Origin of the sequence: Halomonas kalidii (assembly GCF_030010475.1) — a bacterium.
Classification (GTDB): Bacteria; Pseudomonadota; Gammaproteobacteria; order Pseudomonadales; family Halomonadaceae; genus Halomonas; species Halomonas heilongjiangensis.
Map to the genome: position 1 here is coordinate 313,399 of NZ_JASCQN010000051.1, position 17,987 is coordinate 331,385.

The 17,987-nt window shown below is 67.9% G+C and carries 16 protein-coding genes and 5 tRNA genes; 9 read left to right on the top strand and 12 right to left on the bottom strand.

The annotated features are described in order from the left end of the window. Window positions 1-39: 39 nt before the first annotated feature. Window positions 40-666, top strand: a complete 627-nt coding sequence (locus tag QLQ85_RS18020; RefSeq protein WP_282740270.1) for a 3'-5' exonuclease — start codon at window positions 40-42, stop codon at window positions 664-666. A 138-nt stretch (window positions 667-804) separates the two neighbouring features. Beyond that, the gene (gene ttcA / locus QLQ85_RS18025; RefSeq protein WP_282740271.1) at window positions 805-1,707 is read left to right on the top strand and encodes a tRNA 2-thiocytidine(32) synthetase TtcA; all 903 of its coding nucleotides are present in this window, start codon (window positions 805-807) and stop codon (window positions 1,705-1,707) included. A 339-nt stretch (window positions 1,708-2,046) separates the two neighbouring features. On the opposite strand, the gene fnr is transcribed toward ttcA, so the two are convergent. From fnr to ccoN, 11 genes are all read right to left on the bottom strand, one after another. Further along, a complete protein-coding gene (gene fnr / locus QLQ85_RS18030; protein ID WP_282740272.1) occupies window positions 2,047-2,790 on the bottom strand; it encodes a fumarate/nitrate reduction transcriptional regulator Fnr in 744 nt (247 codons plus the stop codon). 101 nt (window positions 2,791-2,891) lie between these two features. Then, window positions 2,892-4,307, bottom strand: a complete 1,416-nt coding sequence (gene hemN / locus QLQ85_RS18035) for an oxygen-independent coproporphyrinogen III oxidase (protein ID WP_282740273.1) — start codon at window positions 4,305-4,307, stop codon at window positions 2,892-2,894. 97 nt (window positions 4,308-4,404) lie between these two features. Then, window positions 4,405-5,103 carry a sulfite exporter TauE/SafE family protein gene (locus QLQ85_RS18040; protein WP_282723006.1) on the bottom strand — a complete coding sequence of 233 codons (699 nt, stop codon included), beginning with the start codon at window positions 5,101-5,103 and terminating at the stop codon, window positions 4,405-4,407. Then, window positions 5,103-5,336 (bottom strand): cbb3-type cytochrome oxidase assembly protein CcoS, encoded by a 234-nt coding sequence (gene ccoS, locus QLQ85_RS18045; protein ID WP_282740274.1) that lies wholly within the window; start codon window positions 5,334-5,336, stop codon window positions 5,103-5,105. The genes QLQ85_RS18040 and ccoS overlap by 1 nt, the downstream gene beginning before the upstream one ends. Continuing rightward, a complete protein-coding gene (locus QLQ85_RS18050) occupies window positions 5,333-7,795 on the bottom strand; it encodes a heavy metal translocating P-type ATPase (RefSeq protein ID WP_282740275.1) in 2,463 nt (820 codons plus the stop codon). The genes ccoS and QLQ85_RS18050 overlap by 4 nt, the downstream gene beginning before the upstream one ends. Before the next feature lie 37 nt (window positions 7,796-7,832). After that, the gene (locus tag QLQ85_RS18055) at window positions 7,833-8,348 is read right to left on the bottom strand and encodes a FixH family protein (RefSeq protein ID WP_282740276.1); all 516 of its coding nucleotides are present in this window, start codon (window positions 8,346-8,348) and stop codon (window positions 7,833-7,835) included. Between the two features lie 2 nt (window positions 8,349-8,350). Then, complete coding sequence (gene ccoG, locus QLQ85_RS18060) at window positions 8,351-9,790, bottom strand: cytochrome c oxidase accessory protein CcoG (RefSeq protein WP_282740277.1); 1,440 nt, start codon at window positions 9,788-9,790, stop codon at window positions 8,351-8,353. A gap of 126 nt (window positions 9,791-9,916) precedes the next feature. Further along, window positions 9,917-10,846: a cytochrome-c oxidase, cbb3-type subunit III gene (ccoP, locus tag QLQ85_RS18065; RefSeq protein ID WP_282723001.1), complete on the bottom strand. Its 930-nt coding sequence runs from the start codon at window positions 10,844-10,846 to the stop codon at window positions 9,917-9,919. Further along, the gene (locus QLQ85_RS18070; protein ID WP_282723000.1) at window positions 10,843-11,070 is read right to left on the bottom strand and encodes a cbb3-type cytochrome oxidase subunit 3; all 228 of its coding nucleotides are present in this window, start codon (window positions 11,068-11,070) and stop codon (window positions 10,843-10,845) included. The genes ccoP and QLQ85_RS18070 overlap by 4 nt, the downstream gene beginning before the upstream one ends. A 1-nt stretch (window position 11,071) precedes the next feature. Next, window positions 11,072-11,680 carry a cytochrome-c oxidase, cbb3-type subunit II gene (ccoO, locus tag QLQ85_RS18075; RefSeq protein ID WP_240568677.1) on the bottom strand — a complete coding sequence of 203 codons (609 nt, stop codon included), beginning with the start codon at window positions 11,678-11,680 and terminating at the stop codon, window positions 11,072-11,074. A 22-nt stretch (window positions 11,681-11,702) separates the two neighbouring features. After that, window positions 11,703-13,127 (bottom strand): cytochrome-c oxidase, cbb3-type subunit I, encoded by a 1,425-nt coding sequence (gene ccoN / locus QLQ85_RS18080; RefSeq protein ID WP_282740278.1) that lies wholly within the window; start codon window positions 13,125-13,127, stop codon window positions 11,703-11,705. Between the two features lie 164 nt (window positions 13,128-13,291). Here ccoN and QLQ85_RS18085 point away from each other — a divergent pair, with 164 nt between their 5' ends. From QLQ85_RS18085 to QLQ85_RS18110, 6 genes are all read left to right on the top strand, one after another. After that, a complete protein-coding gene (locus QLQ85_RS18085; RefSeq protein WP_282740279.1) occupies window positions 13,292-14,014 on the top strand; it encodes an alpha/beta family hydrolase in 723 nt (240 codons plus the stop codon). 139 nt (window positions 14,015-14,153) lie between these two features. Further along, window positions 14,154-14,229 (top strand) — tRNA-Val (locus QLQ85_RS18090). Between the two features lie 41 nt (window positions 14,230-14,270). Further along, window positions 14,271-14,347 (top strand) — tRNA-Asp (locus QLQ85_RS18095). 28 nt (window positions 14,348-14,375) lie between these two features. Further along, window positions 14,376-14,452: transfer RNA gene (locus QLQ85_RS18100), tRNA-Asp, on the top strand. Window positions 14,453-14,492: 40 nt separating this feature from the next. Beyond that, a tRNA-Val gene (locus tag QLQ85_RS18105) sits at window positions 14,493-14,569 on the top strand. A 3-nt stretch (window positions 14,570-14,572) separates the two neighbouring features. Next, window positions 14,573-14,649, top strand: a tRNA-Asp gene (locus QLQ85_RS18110). A 46-nt stretch (window positions 14,650-14,695) separates the two neighbouring features. Here QLQ85_RS18110 and QLQ85_RS18115 read toward each other — a convergent pair. Then, window positions 14,696-15,625: an alpha/beta fold hydrolase gene (locus QLQ85_RS18115; protein ID WP_282740280.1), complete on the bottom strand. Its 930-nt coding sequence runs from the start codon at window positions 15,623-15,625 to the stop codon at window positions 14,696-14,698. A gap of 106 nt (window positions 15,626-15,731) precedes the next feature. Between QLQ85_RS18115 and QLQ85_RS18120 the strand changes: the two genes are divergently transcribed. Continuing rightward, entirely contained in the window at window positions 15,732-17,744 is a 2,013-nt protein-coding gene (locus QLQ85_RS18120; RefSeq protein ID WP_282740281.1) for an NADPH-dependent 2,4-dienoyl-CoA reductase, read from the top strand. The last annotated feature ends 243 nt before the right edge of the window (window positions 17,745-17,987 follow it).

A 17,987-nucleotide genomic window follows, 5' to 3' on the forward strand; every position in this document is an offset into this window, starting at 1 on the left:
TTCTTTCAGGGATCGACACTACCTACAGGAGGTCAACCCATGCTCAAGGTACTGCGCCGGGCCGCCGATCGGCGCCGCCAGGCCGACGGCTACTACGCCTGGCTGTTCCAGCCCTACACCGGTGACGAGCTGGTGGCCATCGACAGCGAGACCACCGGGCTCGATACCCGCAGTGCCGAGCTGGTATCGCTGGCCGCGGTGAAGATCCGCGGCGACCGGGTGCTGGCCAGCGAATCGCTGGACCTGCGCCTGCAGCGTCCCGCCTCGTTGAGCGGAGACTCGATATGCATCCATGGCCTGCGTGGCATCGACCTGGAAGGTGGCGAGAGCATCGAGACGGCGCTGAGCCGCTTCCTGGAATTCATCGGCAACCGGCCGCTGGTGGGCTGGTGCCTGGACTTCGACCTGTCGATCATCAACCGGGAGCTGCGACCACGCTTCGGTTTCGACCTGCCCAATGCCGGCATCGACGTGGCGCATACCTATGTCCGGCAGCTACGCCGCAGCCACCCCGAGATCGAGCCCGGCCTGCGCTTCGAGCAGGTGGCCGGCGCCCTGGGGGTGCCGGTGATGGGGCGCCACACCGCCCTGGGCGATGCGGTGACCACGGCACTCATGTACCTGCGCCTGGAGCGGGGTGCCATGCTGGCGAAGCGGAGCTCGTGAGGCCGGCTCGTTTCCAGGGTCACCCAGGGTATGTGCTTCCCCCGGGCCGTCGACGCCATACCGTCCCGTCGCCAGCTGGCGGCGGCGGTGGTAGGATAGGCACCCGTCATTTCCAGCCGCTCTGGCAGTGCCCCGACCATGCAAGATGCCGTGATCTTCGACCCTAGCCCCGCTGACGTTCCTGTCACGGAAGACGACGCCACACCCCTCGATGGGAAGGGCAAGCGCGAGTTCAACAAGCTGCAGAAGCGCCTGCGACGCCAGGTGGGCAATGCCATCATCGATTTCGAGATGATCCGCGAAGGCGATCGGGTGATGGTCTGCCTGTCCGGCGGCAAGGACAGCTACACCATGCTCGAGGTCCTGCGCAGCCTGCAGCGCAATGCCCCGGTCAACTTCTCGCTGGTGGCGGTCAACCTCGACCAGAAGCAACCCGGTTTTCCCGAGCATGTATTGCCCGAGTACCTGGACGGCATCGGGGTGGAGTACCACATCCTCGAGCGCGACACCTATTCGGTGGTCAAGGAGAAGACCCCCGAGGGCAAGACCACCTGTGCGCTCTGTTCGCGGCTGCGTCGCGGCTCGCTCTACGGCTTCGCCGAGGAGATCGGTGCCACCAAGATCGCCCTGGGCCACCATCGCGAGGACATCCTCGAGACGCTGTTCCTCAACCTGTTCTTCGGCGGCAGCCTCAAGGCGATGCCGCCCAAGCTGCTCTCCGACGATGGCCGGAACATCGTCATCCGTCCGCTGGCCTATTGCCGGGAGGCGGACATCGCCGAGTTCGCGCGGCTGATGGACTTCCCGATCATCCCCTGCAATCTCTGCGGCTCGCAGCCCAACCTGCAGCGCCAGGTGGTCAAGGAGATGCTCGCCGAATGGGAGGCCAGGCACTCCGGCCGGCTCGAGAGCATGTTCAAGGCGGTGACCAACGTGGCGCCCTCGCAGCTCGCCGACCGCGAGCTGTTCGACTTCGCCGGCCTGGAGGAGAAACAGGCCCGGCGGCAGGCCGACCGCATCGATATCCTCAACGAGTTGTAGGTGCCGAAAGAAGGGATGGCGGACCCGTTCCCACCACGCGAGCGGCGCCGGGGACAGGCCGACGCGGAGGTCATTTGCCAGGGGTGAGGCGGAAATACGAAGAACATCCAGTGGATGTTCTTCCCGCCGAACGGGTTGGCCATGGATGGCCAACACCGGTCCTGCAAGCGGAGCAGGATGCGAGAGCGCAGCAGGGCAAATGTAGCGCCCAGGGAAGGGTTCACAGCGCCTCCGCGCAGGCCTGTCGCCGGGTAAGCCGCGACTCTTTGCCCCTGCTGTCCAACAGAAACCTCCGCTGGATGTGGTATTCCAGCGGGGGGGGCTGCTTATGGCTCGGCGCTAGCGGGCGCCTTCCTCCTCGGCGACCTTGGTCAGCGCCGCCAGGTCGAGGATATTGACCTCGCGGCCGGAGACGGCCACCAGGCCCTGCGTCTGGAAGCGGCCGAGGATGCGGCTCACCGTCTCCACCGCCAGCCCCAGGTAGTTGCCGATGTCGGCCCGGGACATGGAGAGTCGGAAGCTGTAGGGCGAATAGCCGCGGCGGCGGAAACGATCCGAGAGGCCGGCGAAGAAGGTCGCCAGTCGCTGGTCGGCGGTCTTGCGCGACAGCAGCCGCATCATGCGGCGATCGTCGCGCATCTCCTTGCTCATGCTGCGGTAGAGCTGGGCGCGCAGCTCCGGAAGCTCCTCGGAGAGGGCGTCGAGGCGGTCGAAGGGAATCTCGCACACGGTGGTGGTCTCGAGCGCCACCACCGTGCCGGGATAGCGCTCCTCGTCGATGCCATCGAGGCCCACCAGTTCGCTGGGCAGGTAGAAGTTGGTCAGCTGGTCCTCGCCGCTGCCCTCGGTGGTGACCTGCTTGAGGCTGCCCGAGCGCACGGCGTAGACACTGGTGAAGGCGCTGTCCTGGCGGAACAGTGTCTCGCCCTTCTTCAGGGGGGCGCGGCGCCGGATGATGGCATCGAACTGGTCCATGTCCTGGAGCTCGAGCGCCAGCGGCAGGCAGAGCGAGCTGAGGCTGCAGGTCTGGCAGCGGGTCTCGTGCAGCAGGGAACGCCGCCCGCCGGTCGCGGTATCAGGCATGCTCTCCTCCATGATGGTGACTCTGTCGCCATTATGGAGGATTACCCCAGGCCGGCAAAGCATCCCTTTGGAGGTAGCCTCCCGCCATTGGAGGTAGTCCCTCACGCGATACGGGAGTCGCTCGTCGCCAGGGGCGGCGGCGCGTGGGCGTCGAAGGCCATGGCGAGGTGCTGGATCAGTAGCCGGCCGATCGGCGTGACGAGGAGCCGGGGGCCCACCCGGGTCACCAGGCCGTCGCGTTCGGCCACCTCGAGCCGGATCAAGGTGTCGGCCAGGTAGGTCTCGGCATCGACCCCGAAGGTGCGGCCCAGTGCCTCGAGGTCGAGCGCCATGTCGCACACCAGTCGTTCGATGGCGTGTCGCCGGAGGCGGTCGTCGAACGTCAGGCGCCGCCCTCGGGCGGTGGCCAGGTGGCCGGCGTCCAGCGCCCTCTCGTAGGCGGCGAGTGCCGCGGGATTCTGGGCATAGACGTCATCGACCCGGCTGATCGCCGAGACGCCGAGTCCGACCAGGTCACACGGGGCATGGCTGGAGTAGCCCTGGAAGGTGCGCGTGAGGGTGCCCTGGCGTTGGGCTATCGCCAGGCTGTCGTCGGGGCGGGCGAAGTGGTCCATGCCGATGTGCACATAGCCTGCCGAGGACAGCATCTCGAGGGTGGCTTGCAGCATCGCCAGCGTCTCCTCGGAATCGGGCAGGTCCTCGACATGGATGCGGCGCTGGGACGTGAAGCGCTCGGGCCGGTGGACGTAGTTGAAGACCGAGAGTCGGGCCGGGGCCATGGCGATCACCTGCGCCAGGGTCTCGGCGAAGCTGTCGCGGGTCTGCAGCGGCAGGCCGACGATCAGGTCGAGGTTGAGCGAGCGAAAGCCGAGACGGTCGGCTTCGTCGATCAACGATTCGGTGAGCACCCGGGGCTGAACCCGGTTGATGGCCCGCTGCACCCTGAGGTCCAGGTCCTGGACACCGAGGCTCAGGCGGTTGAAGCCAAGGGCCTGCAGATGGCGCAGGGTGAAGACATTGGCCTCCCGTGGATCGATCTCGATGGCATAGTCACGCTCCCTCGAGCCCGAGAGCCCGAAGCGGGCATCGAGGCGGTCGATGAGGTCGCTCATCTGGTCGAGGGCGAGGAAGGTCGGGGTGCCGCCGCCCCAGTACAGCTGCTGGATCTCCCGCGAGGCATCGAGGTGGCGGGAGCTGAGTACCATCTCCCGATCGAGGCGCGACAGATAGGCTTCGGCCCGCCGTGTGTCCCTGGTGACGATCTTGTTGCGGGTGCAATAGAAACAGCCGTTGCGGCAGAACGGTACATGAATGTAGAGCGACAGCGGTTGGCCCTGGTCGTTGCTGCGCGCGAGAGCCGCGCTGAAGTCGTCGGGCCCGAAGCCCTCATGGAAGCCGCGAGCCGTGGGGTAGGAGGTGTAACGTGGGCCGCGGGTGTCGTAGCGGCGCAGCAGTGCCATGTCCCAGGCGAGCCGGGCGGAATCCTCTGGGCCTTCGCGCTTCACGTGAGCGGTCATGGCGACACTCCGGATGATGGATATGCTTCGATGGTAGTGGGGCCGGCCCGGGGCCGTGTTGAGCTGCGTCAAGCGGGGGCGAATTCGTCGGGCGGGGTCAGGCGTGGCCGCCAGCGGGCAGCAGCATCCAGAGCTGCCACAGGGCGAAGGCGATGATCGATGCCGCGGCCAGGGTGCGGGTGGCGCGGTGGCGGATCAGGCCGCCGAGCTGGCGTGCCGCCAGCCCGGTGGCCAGCAGCGCCGGCAGGGTACCCAGGCCGAAGGCGCCCATCAGCAGGGCGCCATGGTGCGGGGCCGCGGTCGCCAGGCTCCAGGCGAGCATCGAGTAGACCAGCCCGCACGGCAGCCAGCCCCAGACGGCCCCCAGTGCCACCGCCTGGGGGACCCTCACCACCGGCATCAGCCGCCGCCCCACGGGTTCCAGGTGGCGCCACAGCCGCTTGCCCACGGCCTCCACCCTGAGCAGCCCCTTCCACCAGTCGGCGATATAGAGCGCCATCAGGATCAACATCACGGCGGCCAGCCCCTGCAGCACCAGGCGGGTGACCGGGGTGATCGCGACCAGGGTGCCGAGCCCGGCCGCCAGTGCACCGGCGACCATGTAGCTGGCGATGCGCCCGAGGTTGTAGCCGAGCAGTAGCCCGGAGAGTCGGGCCGGGGAGCGCATGCTGGGGGGGACGGCGAAGGTCAGGGCACTCATGATACCGCCGCACATGCCGATGCAGTGGGCGCCGCCGAGCAGGCCGAAGACGAAGGCCGCCAGCAGGGGCGGTAGACCCAGGCCGGTGGGATCCATCAGCGCGGCGGCTCCTCCCGGTCAGCGGGAACGTCGTCGACCTCGCCACGCGACCGTCGCCGGCGCTCGCGTTCTTCGGGGAGAAGATCGTTCTCGTCCTCGTCGAAGAGGATGCGATGGGCGGGGCCCTCGAGATCCTCGAACTGGTCATGCTTGACCGCCCAGAAGAAGGCCCACACGGCCAGCCCCAGCAGGATCAGCGACAGTGGAATCAGCAGGTAGAGGATGCTCATGCGTTCACCAGCCGGGGCGTCGGGACGAATGGCGTGACGGCCGAGCGGAAGCGGTTGAGTCGCAGGGCATTGCCCACCACCACCAGGGAGCTGGCCGACATGCCGAGTGCGGCGACCCAGGGCGGCACGATGCCGATGGCCGCCAGTGGCAGCGCCGAGACGTTGTAGCACACCGACCAGATCATGTTCTGGCGCATGATCCGGCGGGTGGCCCGACTGATCTCGATCGCCTCGACGATACGCGTCAGCCGCGGGCTGAGCAAGACGGCGTCGGCGCTGGTGCGGGCCAGGTCGGTGGCGCCGTTCATGGCGATGGCCACGTCGGCCCCGGCCAGCACCGGCACGTCGTTGATGCCGTCGCCGACCATGGCCACCTGCTCGCCCCCGGCCTGCAGGGCGCGGATGCGCGCGAGCTTGTCCTCCGGGCTGGCCGAGGCCTGCCAGGTGGCGATGCCGAGCCGCGCGGCGAGCCGGCCCACCGCCTCGGGGGTATCGCCGGAGAGCAGCTCCACCTGCAGCCCCAGCGCCTGAAGGGCGGTGACGGTGTCGGCCGCATCCTCGCGCACGTGATCCTGCAGCATGAACCAGGCGCGTGGCTCGCCCGCCTCGGCGAGCAGCAGCCACTGCCCCTCGCCCGGCGGGCCCGGAGCCTGTGTCGGCGCGGCGAAATCGGGTTTGCCGAGCCGCCAGGGGCGTTCCTCGATCTCGCCCTCCAGGCCCTGGCCGGTGCGGCTGACCACGTTCCGGGCGCGCACCGTGGCGTCGCGGTGCGGATGGAAGGCGCGGGCGATAGGGTGCTCCGAGCTCGCCTCCAGGGCCGCGGCCAGCGCCCGGGCGCGTGCCTCGTCGAGGTCCCCGAGCGGGCGGGTCTCCACCAGCGCCATGCGGCCGGTGGTCAGGGTGCCGGTCTTGTCGAGGATCACCCGGTCGAGTTGGGAGAGCGCCTCGATGGCATTGGCGCGGGTCACCAGCACACCGCGGCGGCGCAGCTGGCCGTGGCCGGCGGTCAGCGCCGTGGGGGTGGCGAGCGCCAGGGCGCATGGACAGGTCACCACCAGCACCGAGAGCGTGACCCAGAGCATCCGCGACGGATCGATGAACCACCAGACGGTGGCGACACCGGCGGTCACCAGCAGCAGCCGCAGCACGAAGAGGTGCGACATGCGGGCGGCCATCTGGGCGAGCCGTGGACGGCTGGCGAAGGCGCGGTCGGTGAGGTCGACGATGCCGGCGACTCGGGTCTCGCGCCCGGCGTGGGTGACGCGTACCACCAGCGGGCTCTCGATGTTCTGGCTACCGCCGGTGACGGTCTCCCCCGGGCGGCGCGTCACCGGCAGGTACTCGCCGGTGAGCATCGATTCGTCGAGGCTCGACTCGCCGTCCTCGATCACGCCGTCGGCGGGCACACCATGGCCGGGCTTGACCAGTACCCGGTCGCCGGGGGCGAGCTCGCTGGCCGGCAGGATGCGCTCCTCGCCCCCGTCGGTGAGGCGAATCGCCGAGAGCGGCAGGGCGCCGGACATGGCATTGCCGCTGTGGCCGCTGCGGCGCCGGGCGCGGGCCTCCACGTAGCGGCCGAAGAGCAGGAAACAGGTGAACATGGCCACCGAATCGAAGTACACCTCGCCGGTGCCGGAGAGCACCGCATAGCCGCTGGCGAGGTAGGCGCCGCCGATGGCGATCGACACCGGCACGTCCATGCCGAGCACCCGGGTGCGCAGGTCGCGCGCGGCATTGCGGAAGAAGGGACGCGCCGAGAAGAACACCACCGGGGTGGCCAGGGCGAAGGAGAGCCAGTGGAAGAGGGCGAGGAAGTCGTCACTGATCTCGCCGGGCGCGGACACGTAGATGGGGATCGAGAACATCATCACCTGGGCCATGCCCACGGCGGCGACGATCAGCCGGCGCACGTTCATGCGCTCTTCCCGCTGCAGGCGGCTCTGGGCCTCGTCGGGCTCGTAGGGCTGGGCCTGATAGCCGATCGCGGCCATCTCGGCGAGGATCCGCGACAGCTTGACCCGCTGCGGGTCCCAGCTCACCCGGACCCGGTGGTGGGTGAGGTTCACCGCGCTGGTGTCGATGCCCTCCAGGGCGTTGAGCCGGTGCTCGATCAGCCAGGCACAGGCGGCACAGGTGATGCCGTCCACCGCCAGGGTGGCGTGGACGCGCCCGCCGTCGGCCTCGGGGTGCACGAACTGGCGTTGCAGGCCGGGATCATCGAACACCGCCCAGGTCTCGGCCCTGATCGCCTGGCGGTCATCGGGGCGCTCCGGGAGTTCGGTGCGGAAGCGGTAGTAGCTTGCGAGTCCGCCGTCGACGATGGCATGGGCCACCGCCTCGCAGCCGGGGCAGCACAGTGACCGAGCCCGGTCGTCGAGGGTGATCGACCAGGGGGCCCCGGCGGGTACCTGGTTGCCGCAGTGGTAGCAGTCGCGGCCGGCGGTGGCTTCTACGGTCATGGGGCGGTCGGGGTGGTGGCCCCGGGCTGGGTAGCGGTCATTCGGCCGCCGGGCGTCCCGGGGTCAGGGCGATGCTCCCCTCGTCGGGGAAGCGTGCCTCACCGACCAGGCGCCACTCCGGGTCGTCTCCGGCAGGCTGTAGCTGCAGGTACCAGCGATAGCGCAGGTTGTCCGGCGCCTGAGCCAGGTAGCGGCCCTCACGCACGTGCTCGAGCATGAACTCCTGGTCGCGATCGTCCTCGGTGGGGAAGATCAGCTTGAGCACCAGCCGCTCGGGTCGGGTGTCGCCCTCCAGGTCGAGCACCACGTCGCTGGTGAGGGGGTCGATGCGCAGCCGGGCCTCCAGACCCAGGTCGGCGGCGCGCTGCTGCTTGGCCAGTACCATGTTGATGGCCTTGCCGTGTTCGTAGTAGTCCTCCTGCACCATGCCGTCGAAGGAGCGCACCGAGAGCACCGCAAAGGTGGTGCTGACGGTGATCGCCGACAGCAGCAGGCCGATCAGGAACCAGGGCCAGAACTGCTTGTACCAGGGGGTCACGGGATGGGCTTGCACGGTTATCTCCGGATCTGTCCGATGAAGCGTGTGTCGCGCGTCAGGCGGATGCGCTCGTCGCCCTCGGCTTCGAGGTGCAGCTGGATATCGTGGCTCGGCAGCTCGATGACGTCCGGGGCGGCGGTGATGCTCGCCACGGCCTGGCGCGATTCGCCGGCGGGCACGCGGATACTGTCGGTATCCAGCTCGAGGCCGGGCAGGCCGCTGACCTCCAGGCGATAGGCATGATCCTCACGGTCGAGGTTGCGGATGGTCAGCGTGTAGGTATTGCTGACCCGCCCCTCGCGGGTCATCTGGAACAGCTGGTTGCGCTCGCGCTCGACCTCGAAGTCCAGCGGCATGCGCTCGGACAGTGCCCAGGCGAAGGCTCCGACCATCACCAGCAGTGCCGCCAGGTAGCCGAGCAGGCGCGGCCGCAGGATACGACTCGGCTTGCCCTCCAGGGCGTTCTCGGTGGTGTAGCGGATCAGGCCGCGCGGGTAGCCCATCTTGTCCATCACGCTGTCGCAGGCGTCGATGCAGGCGGCACAGGTGATGCACTCGTACTGCAGGCCGTCACGGATGTCGATGCCGGTGGGGCAGACCTGTACGCAGAGGTCGCAGTCGATGCAGTCGCCGTGACCGGCTTCCCGCGCCTGCTGATGGCTGAGGCTCTTCTTGCGTGAGCCGCGGGGCTCGCCGCGGGCCTCGTCGTAGGAGACGATCAGGGTGTCGGCGTCGAACATCACCGACTGGAAGCGGGCGTAGGGGCACATGTAGATGCACACCTGCTCGCGCAGCCAGCCGGCGTTGAGGTAGGTGAAGACCAGGAAGAAGCCGACCCAGAAGTAGGACCAGCCATGGGCCTCGAGGGTCGGCAACTCGATCACCAGATCGCGGATCGGCGTGAAGTAGCCGACGAAGGTGATCCCGGTCGCCAGGGCGATGGCCAGCCAGATGGCGTGTTTGGTCCCCTTGCGCCAGGCCTTGTCGAGGGTCATCGCTGCCTTGTCGAGCTTGATGCGTCGGTTGCGCGGCCCCTCCAGGCGATGCTCGAACCAGATGAACAGGAAGGTCCAGACGCTCTGGGGGCAGGTGTAACCGCACCAGACGCGGCCGGCGAAGACGGTGATGAGGAACAGGCCGAAGGCGCAGATGATCAGCAGCCAGGAGAGCAGCATGAACTCCTGGGGGTAGAAGGTGGCGGCGAAGATATGGAATTCGCGCCCCGGCAGGTCGAACCAGACCGCCGGGCGATCCCCCCACTGCAGCCAGGGCAGGCCGAAGAAGAGCAGCATCAGCCCCCAGTTGGCACCGCGACGGAGGCGCTGGAAGAGCCCCTTGATCTCGCGCACGTAGATGTGGCGCCGGCTGGCGTACATCTCCTGGGTGACGGTTTCCCCGGGCGCATGATGGCCGACCGGGGTCGGGGTGACGTCTGTCGTCGGTATCTTGTCGCTCATGGCAGGCTCACGGAGGGCTCGACGGGAGGAGGGCAGGAACGAGCGCGGTTCATTGTATCGATCCCTCGACCCAACGAGACAGGGTGCGACCCGCGGCCGCACCCTGTCCGTCCAGTGCGGGCCGCCTCAGTCCTGGAGGCGCAGGCTGTAGACATAGGCGGCGACCAGGTGGACCCGCTCCTCGCCGATATAGGCCGCCTGGGCCGGCATGTGGCCGTTGCGGCCGTTGCGCAGGGTCTGACGCACCGCGTCGGCCACACTCTGCCCCGGGGCCTGGTAGAGCCAGGTGTCGTTGGTCAGGTTGGGCGCCCCCAGGGCCTGGTTGCCGGTGCCGTCGGGCATGTGGCAGGCGGCGCACACCGAGGCGAAGGTCGCCGCACCGCTCTCGGCGCGCTCGGCATCATGCTCCAGTCCAGAGAGTGACAGCACATGCTGGGTGAGGTTCTCGATGTTCTCCTCGCCGAGCTGCTGCCAGGACGGCATCAGGCCGTTGCGTCCCTGGTGCAGGGTGGTCAGGATCTGCTCTGGTTCCCCGCCGTAGAGCCAGTCGTCGTCGGTCAGGTTGGGGAAGCCGTAGCCGCCCCGGGCATTGGACCCGTGACACACCGCGCAGTTGTTCAGGAAGATGCGCTCGGCCACCTGCATCGCCTCGGCGTCTTCGGCCAGTTCGGGAATCGGGACTTCCTCGTACTGGGCGAAGATCGGCGTGAAGCGCTCCTCGGCACGTGCCACTTCCTCCTCCCACTGGCCTTCCTGGGTCCAGCCCAGGACGCCGGCGAAGTTGCCCAGCCCCGGGTAGAGCAACAGGTAGCCCAGCGCGAAGATCACGGTGCCGACATAGAGCTGGAACCACCAACGTGGCAGCGGGTTGTCGTACTCCTCGATGCCGTCGGCGGCGTGGCCGGTGGTCTCGACATTGCCCTCGGCGTCGGGAGTCTTGTCGGTGCGGCGGTTGGCATAGAGCAGCCAGAAGGCCAGCCCGATGGAGCCCAGCGTGATGACGATGATCCAGGCGCTCCAGAAGCCTGAAAGGGAGTCATCCCAAAGATTGTTCATGCGTTCCTGTCTCCCTTGTCTTCTCGGGAATCGGCCTCGTTCGTCCGCTGTTCCGGCGAGAGGCGCTTGTCACGGGTCGGTTGTTCATCATCGTCGGCGAAGGGCAGGTTGGCCGCCTCGTCGAAATCCGGCTTGCGGCGCCTGGAGTAGGCCCAGACGGTGATGCCGATGAAGGCCAGGATCAGCAGCCCGGTGATGATGCCGCGAAAGGTCCCGGTATCCATGTCAGCGCGTGCCCTCGAGCACGGTGCCCAGCTGCTGCAGGTAGGCGACCAGGGCGGTGATCTCCTGCTGGCCGCGGACTTCGCTGGTAGCGTTCTCGATCTGCTCGTCGGTGTAGGGGACGCCGAGGCTGCGCAGGGTCTCCATCTTGCGCGGCGTGGCGCGCCCATCGAGGGTGTTCTCGAACAGCCAGGGGTAGGCCGGCATGATCGATTCCGGCACGACGTCACGCGGGTTGTACATGTGGGCGCGGTGCCAGTCATCGCTGTAGCGGCCGCCGACGCGTGCCAGGTCCGGCCCGGTGCGCTTGGAACCCCACAGGAAGTTGTGCTCGTAGACCGACTCGCCGGCCACGCTGTAGTGGCCGTAGCGCTCGGTCTCGGCACGGAAGGGGCGGATCATCTGCGAGTGGCAGCCGACGCAGCCCTCGCGGCGATAGATGTCGCGCCCCTCCAGTTCCAGGGCGGAGAGCGGGCGCAGCCCCTCGACGGGTTCGGTCGTCTGCTTCTGGAAGAACAGCGGCACGACCTCGGCGAGGCCGCCGAAACTGATCACCACCAGGACCAGTACGGCGAGCAGGCCGACGTTCTTTTCGACGATCTCGTGTCTCATTGGTGACGGTTTCCCTGTTGGCTCAGGCGGTCTGCGGAATCGGCTGACGCGCGGTGTCGCTGCGCTTGACCGTCATGGTGACGTTGTAGGCCATGATCAGCATACCGGTGACCCAGCACAGGCCGCCGATCAGGCGCACGATGTAGCCGGGGCCGCTGGCCTCGACAGACTCGACGAAGGTGTACATCAGGGTGCCGTCGGGGTTGACGGCACGCCACATCAGGCCCTGCAGGATGCCGTTGACCCACATGGCGGCGATGTAGAGCACGGTGCCGATGGTCGCCAGCCAGAAGTGCACGGCGATCATGCCCACGGAGTACATCTCGGTGCGGCCGAACAGGCGCGGAATCAGGTGGTACAAGGAGCCGATGGTGATCATCGCCACCCAGCCGAGTGCCCCGGCATGCACATGGCCGATGGTCCAGTCGGTATAGTGGGAGAGGGCGTTGACGGTCTTCACCGCCATCATCGGGCCCTCGAAGGTCGACATGCCGTAGAAGGAGAGGGCGACCACCAGGAAGCGCAGGGTCGGGTCGGTGCGCAGTTTGTGCCAGGCCCCGGAGAGGGTCATCATGCCGTTGATCATGCCGCCCCAGGAGGGGGCCAGCAGGATGATCGACATGATCATGCCCAGCGACTGGGCCCAGTTGGGCAGCGCGGTGTAGTGCAGGTGGTGCGGGCCGGCCCACATGTAGACCATGATCAGCGCCCAGAAGTGGACGATGGACAGACGGTAGGAGTAGACAGGGCGCTCGGCCTGCTTGGGCACGAAGTAGTACATCATCCCCAGGAAGCCGGCGGTCAGGAAGAAGCCCACCGCGTTGTGGCCGTACCACCACTGCACCATGGCATCGATGGCCCCGGAATAGAGGGAGATGGAGTACATCGCGGAGACGGGAATGGCCGCACTGTTGACGATGTGCAGCACCGCCACGGTGAGGATGAAGGCGGCGAAGAACCAGTTGGCCACGTAGATATGCGAGGTCCTGCGCAGCTTGATGGTGCCGAGGAAGACGATGGCATAGCTGATCCACACCACCGCGATCAGGATATCGATCGGCCACTCGAGCTCGGCGTACTCCTTGACCTCGGTGTAGCCCATGGGCAGGGTCACCACGGCCGCCAGGATCACCGCTTGCCAGCCCCAGAAGGTGAAGGCCGCGAGCTTGTCCGAGAACAGCCGCGTCTGGCAGGTGCGCTGCACCACGTAGTAGGAGGTGGCGAACAGTGCCGAACCGCCGAACGCGAAGATCACGGCGTTGGTGTGGAGGGGGCGCAGGCGGCCGAAGCTCGTCCACGGCAGTCCCAGGTTGAGTTGCGGCCATACCAGCTGTGCGGCGAGGATGACACCGAGGGTCATGCCCACGATGCCCCACACCACCGTCATGATCGCGAACTGCCGAACTACCTTGTAGTTGTAGGTCGGGTGTTCAAGTGCTGTGCTCATGTCAGGTTCCCATCGAATGCGGTATTGGGTTGCCCCGCGGCATTCTGCCCCGGGTCGGCCTCCCGCAGGATGATGCAGGTCAAGATCCAGCCGGAATTCTAGCGCAGGCCCGCATCAACCTGAACACATGCACGTGCCAATTCATGAACTCGCGAGGGTCTCGAGTGTCGAATTATTTTTGTCAAGTCGAAGCCAGTATCTCCCCGAGCCGGCTTCGTGATCGCCTGCTGTCGGGTGATCGTGGAGGCTGGCTGGTCGAGGGGCTCGGCCCCCTCGAAGTCCGTGGCGAGGCTCGCGTTGGGCGCCTGTTGATCGCCCATGGGGCGGGGGCTGGGCAGGACTCGGCCCTGATGGTGGCGCTGCGCGAGGCACTGGCCGAGGAGGGCGTCCAGACCCTGGCCATCGAGTTCGGTTACATGCAGCGCATGCGCCGCGAGGCGCGCCGCCGTCCCCCTCCCCGCATCGACCTCCTGGTCGACGAGCTGGCCCACTGGTGCGACACCGTGTCGCATCCGGAACTCGCTCCCCTCTGGCTCGGCGGCAAGTCCATGGGCGGGCGGGCCGCTAGCCTGTTCGCGGCGCGCGACCAGGCGGTCGGGCTGGTGCTCTGCGGCTATCCCTTCCATCCCCCCCGCCGACCCGAGAGCCTGCGCCTGGCCCACTGGCCGCTGCTCGCCTGTCCGACCCTGGTGGTGCAGGGCAGTCGTGACCCCTTCGGTACCCGAAAGGAGCTTGCCGGTCATGCCCTGCCCGAGGTGGCCAGGGTGCACTGGCTCGAGGATGGCGATCACGACTGGAAGCCGCGGCGCGCATCGGGGCGGGATCAGGGGCAGCTGATCGCCGAGGCGGCCGGGGTGATCGCCGCCTTCATGGCCGGGCAGGCATGACCCTCCCCCCGGGGCGCGGGCGATGCCGGCAAGTCGATGAAAGGGCGGCGGTTATGTGGTGAACGGGGCGGTGCCACGGGGATGCAAAAAGCGTTGACATTGGGCGGTGCCCCTGTAGAATGCAGCGCCACGTGACCGGGGGTGGTTAGCTCAGCCGGGAGAGCACCAGCCTTACAAGCTGGGGGTCACAGGTTCGAACCCTGTACCACCCACCATTGCCCCGGGTAATGGCCCGATCACGTTGGAAGTACGCTGCGGACCGGTAGTTCAGTCGGTTAGAATGCCGGCCTGTCACGCCGGAGGTCGCGGGTTCGAGTCCCGTCCGGTCCGCCATCGTCTTCCGAGCTGCGAGTCATCTTGTGGACCGGTAGTTCAGTCGGTTAGAATGCCGGCCTGTCACGCCGGAGGTCGCGGGTTCGAGTCCCGTCCGGTCCGCCACGATGGCCTGGCAGTCGCAACAAGCAGTATCGATGTTCGTGGGTGATTAGCTCAGTTGGTTAGAGCACCAGCCTCACATGCTGGGGGTCACTGGTTCGAGTCCGGTATCACCCACCATGCGGACCGGTAGTTCAGTCGGTTAGAATGCCGGCCTGTCACGCCGGAGGTCGCGGGTTCGAGTCCCGTCCGGTCCGCCATCACGAATTCCCGAACCCTGAGCCAGAGGCTCGGGGTTCTTTCGTTTCAGGCCTTCGCCGGTCCTCCCCGTCCCTGCTCGAACCACTCGACGACCAGCGGGAAGACCTCCCGGGCCGCCGCGGGGTGGGTCAGCATGTCCAGGTGGCCATAGTCGCGCGACAGGCCGCGGGAGGCCCCCCGGCCCTGGCCCAGCAGCACCAGGCGCTGCTCGTGAGGGCCGCACTCGGTGGCGAAGCGGGCGACGTCGTCCGGATGCCCCAGGGCCCGATCGGCCCGGCCGGCCAGGTGCAGGGTGGGCGGCAGGCCACCATTGGCCAGCGCCGCGGCGTAGTCGAAGCCGTCCCGGGTGTCGACCCAGGGACGGGGGCGCACCCAGTCGGCCCCCTGGCGATGGCTGCCGGCGTATTCGTCGTCGCTGCCCCAGTGCAGGGCCCGGGCCGGCAGGTACCCCCACAGCCGACAGGCCACCGGCGCCAGCCCCTTCCAGATCAGGTCCACGTAGAGCAGCCGCTGGAGCGACCAGCTGCGCACGCTGCGCTTGGTGCCGAAGAAGGCCTGGCGGTCGATGCGCTCGCGCAGCGCCGGAAAGCGCGCCAGGCTCGACGCCGCCAGCACCCCGCCCCAGGAGTGGGTGACCAGATGCAGGCGGGACGTGCCGGCCAGTGCGAGACAGGCCTCGACGGCAGCGGGAAATTCCTCGACGATGACATCGGTCTGGTCGAGGTCGATACCCCGTGTGGGTCGCGGCGGTGCCTGGCCCCGCCCACGCTGGTCGGCGACGAAGACATCGAAGCCCTGTCGAGCCAGCCAGGGGGCGAGGCCCCTGCCCGAGCGGCTGTGGAAGATGCGCCCCGACTCGATGGCGCCGTGCCAGCAGAGCACGGCGCCGCGGGTCGCGCCGAGGGAGCGGAAGCGGGTCAGGTGGATGGCGCCGCGGGAGAGCGGTACCTCCCGGCGTTCGGGTGTCGCGGACATGGGGTCTTGGGCCTTGGTCGGGATTGTCTGTTGGGCGCTGTCGTTGCACTCTGATGGCGACAGTCATACAGTTGTTTGAATCTTGCCGCAAGCGAGGCCCGAGACCGTGACATCCTACCCCTACCTGTTCCGACCGCTCGAGGTCGGCCACCTGACGCTGCCCAATCGGGTGCTGATGGGCTCCATGCACACCAACCTCGAGGAGGCGCCTGGCGGCTTCGCGCGGTTGGCGGCCTTCTATGCCGAGCGCGCCCGGGAGGGCGTCGGCCTGATCGTCACCGGCGGCATCGCGCCCAATCCCGAGGGGGCGGTCTTCGAGGGAGCGTCGACCCTGCAGCACCCCGAGCAGGTGGCGGAGCACCGCGAGGTGGTGGAGGCCGTGCACCGAGAGGGTGGACGGCTCTGCCTGCAGATCCTGCATGCCGGCCGCTATGCCTATACCCCGAAGCTGGTGGCCCCCTCGGCGATCCAGGCGCCGATCAACCCCTTCATGCCCCGGGCGCTCTCCTCCGCGGAGGTCGAGGCCCAGATCGACGACTATGTGCGCTGCGCCACCCTGGCCCGCGAGGCCGGTTACGACGGGGTCGAGGTGATGGGCTCCGAAGGCTATCTGATCAACCAGTTCGTCTGCCCGCGCACCAACCATCGCGACGACGATTGGGGTGGCGGTTTCGCGAACCGCATCCGCTTTCCGGTCGAGATCGTGCGCCGCCTGCGTGCGGCGATGGGGGACGACTTCCTGATCATCTTTCGCCTGTCGATGCTCGACCTGGTGGAGGAGGGCAGCACCTTCGACGAGGTCGTCGCCCTGGGGCGTGCCATCGAGGCCGCCGGCGCCGACCTGATCAACACCGGCATCGGCTGGCACGAGGCGCGGGTGCCGACCATCGTCACCAGCGTGCCCCGGGCCGCCTTCACCGAGGTGACCCGGCGCATGAAGGCCGAGCTGTCGATTCCGCTGATCACCACCAACCGCATCAACATGCCGGAGGTAGCCGAGCGGGTGCTGGCCGAGGGGCATGCCGACATGGTCTCCATGGCGCGGCCCTTCCTCGCCGACCCGGCCTGGCTGACCAAGGCCGCCGCCGGGCGCGCCGAAGAGATCAATACCTGCATCGCCTGCAACCAGGCCTGCCTGGATCACACCTTCCAGGGCCGGATCTCCTCCTGCCTGGTCAATCCACGGGCCTGCCACGAGACCGAGCTGGTCATCTCGCCGGCCGAGTCGCCGAGGGAGATCGCCGTGGTGGGTGGGGGGCCGGCGGGCCTGGCCACGGCGGTCACCGCGGCGAGCCGCGGCCACCGGGTCACCCTGTTCGAGCGCGACGCCGAGCTGGGCGGCCAGTTCAACCATGCGCGCCGCATCCCCGGCAAGGAGGAGTTCGACGAGACCCTGCGCTATTATAAGGTAATGCTGGAGAAGCACGGTGTGCGGGTGCGCCTGAACAGCGAGGCGGATCTCTATGCCCTGCGTGAGTTCGATGTGGTGGTGCTGGCCACCGGCGTGCGCCCGCGGCGCCTCGAGTTGCCGGGCATCGACCACCCCAGGGTGATGAGCTACCCCGTGGCGATCACCCACCCGGAGCGGGTCGGACGGCGGGTGGCGGTCATCGGTGCCGGGGGCATCGGTTTCGACGTGGCGGAGCTGCTGACCCATGTGGGCCATCCCGCGCTCGACCGCGATGCCTGGTGCGACGAGTGGGGGGTGGACCTGGCGGTGGGTAGCCGTGGCGGGCTCAAGGCGCCGAGCCGGCCCGAGACACCACGCCAGGTCATCCTGCTGCAGCGCAAGGCCTCCAAGCCCGGCAAGGGGCTCGGCAAGTCCACCGGCTGGGTGCACCGGGCGTCGCTGCGCCACCGTGGTGTCGAGGCGCTGGCCGGCTGCGAGTACGTCGGCATCGACGACGAGGGGTTGCACATCCGCATCGATGGCGAGCCACGGTGTCTCGAGGTGGACAGCATCGTGGTCTGTGCCGGCCAGGAGTCGGTGCGAGAGCTGGTCGACCCGTTGCAGGCGGCGGGGGTGGAGGCGCACGTGATCGGTGGTGCCGATGAGGCTGCCGAACTCGATGCCAAGCGTGCCATCGATCAGGGGACACGGCTGGCGGCCCGGTTGTGATCATCGTCGGACTACCTCGGGCCTGATCGCCTATCCTCTGCACTGCCCGCCGAGGCCTGCCGGCGGGTAGCGTTCTCTCAACGTTTAAAACTGCACATTTCTTTCGCGAACCGGGCACTTCTGCCGGGTTCATAAGGGATAGGGCTCCGTGCGTTGATTTGATCGGCAAACCGTTATCCGCTGATGGTGTCTACGCTGATGGATACCCACTCCGGCGGGCTCACCCAATCGAGCGGCCGGGGA

Coding starts and splice junctions, on each gene's coding strand:
- QLQ85_RS18020 (WP_282740270.1), top strand. CDS start 40: ATGCTCAAGGTACTGCGCCGGGCCGCCGATCGGCGCCGCCAGGCCGAC.
- ttcA (WP_282740271.1), top strand. CDS start 805: ATGCAAGATGCCGTGATCTTCGACCCTAGCCCCGCTGACGTTCCTGTC.
- fnr (WP_282740272.1), bottom strand. CDS start 2,790: ATGCCTGATACCGCGACCGGCGGGCGGCGTTCCCTGCTGCACGAGACC.
- hemN (WP_282740273.1), bottom strand. CDS start 4,307: ATGACCGCTCACGTGAAGCGCGAAGGCCCAGAGGATTCCGCCCGGCTC.
- QLQ85_RS18040 (WP_282723006.1), bottom strand. CDS start 5,103: ATGGATCCCACCGGCCTGGGTCTACCGCCCCTGCTGGCGGCCTTCGTC.
- ccoS (WP_282740274.1), bottom strand. CDS start 5,336: ATGAGCATCCTCTACCTGCTGATTCCACTGTCGCTGATCCTGCTGGGG.
- QLQ85_RS18050 (WP_282740275.1), bottom strand. CDS start 7,795: ATGACCGTAGAAGCCACCGCCGGCCGCGACTGCTACCACTGCGGCAAC.
- ccoG (WP_282740277.1), bottom strand. CDS start 9,790: ATGAGCGACAAGATACCGACGACAGACGTCACCCCGACCCCGGTCGGC.
- ccoP (WP_282723001.1), bottom strand. CDS start 10,846: ATGAACAATCTTTGGGATGACTCCCTTTCAGGCTTCTGGAGCGCCTGG.
- QLQ85_RS18070 (WP_282723000.1), bottom strand. CDS start 11,070: ATGGATACCGGGACCTTTCGCGGCATCATCACCGGGCTGCTGATCCTG.
- ccoO (WP_240568677.1), bottom strand. CDS start 11,680: ATGAGACACGAGATCGTCGAAAAGAACGTCGGCCTGCTCGCCGTACTG.
- ccoN (WP_282740278.1), bottom strand. CDS start 13,127: ATGAGCACAGCACTTGAACACCCGACCTACAACTACAAGGTAGTTCGG.
- QLQ85_RS18115 (WP_282740280.1), bottom strand. CDS start 15,625: ATGTCCGCGACACCCGAACGCCGGGAGGTACCGCTCTCCCGCGGCGCC.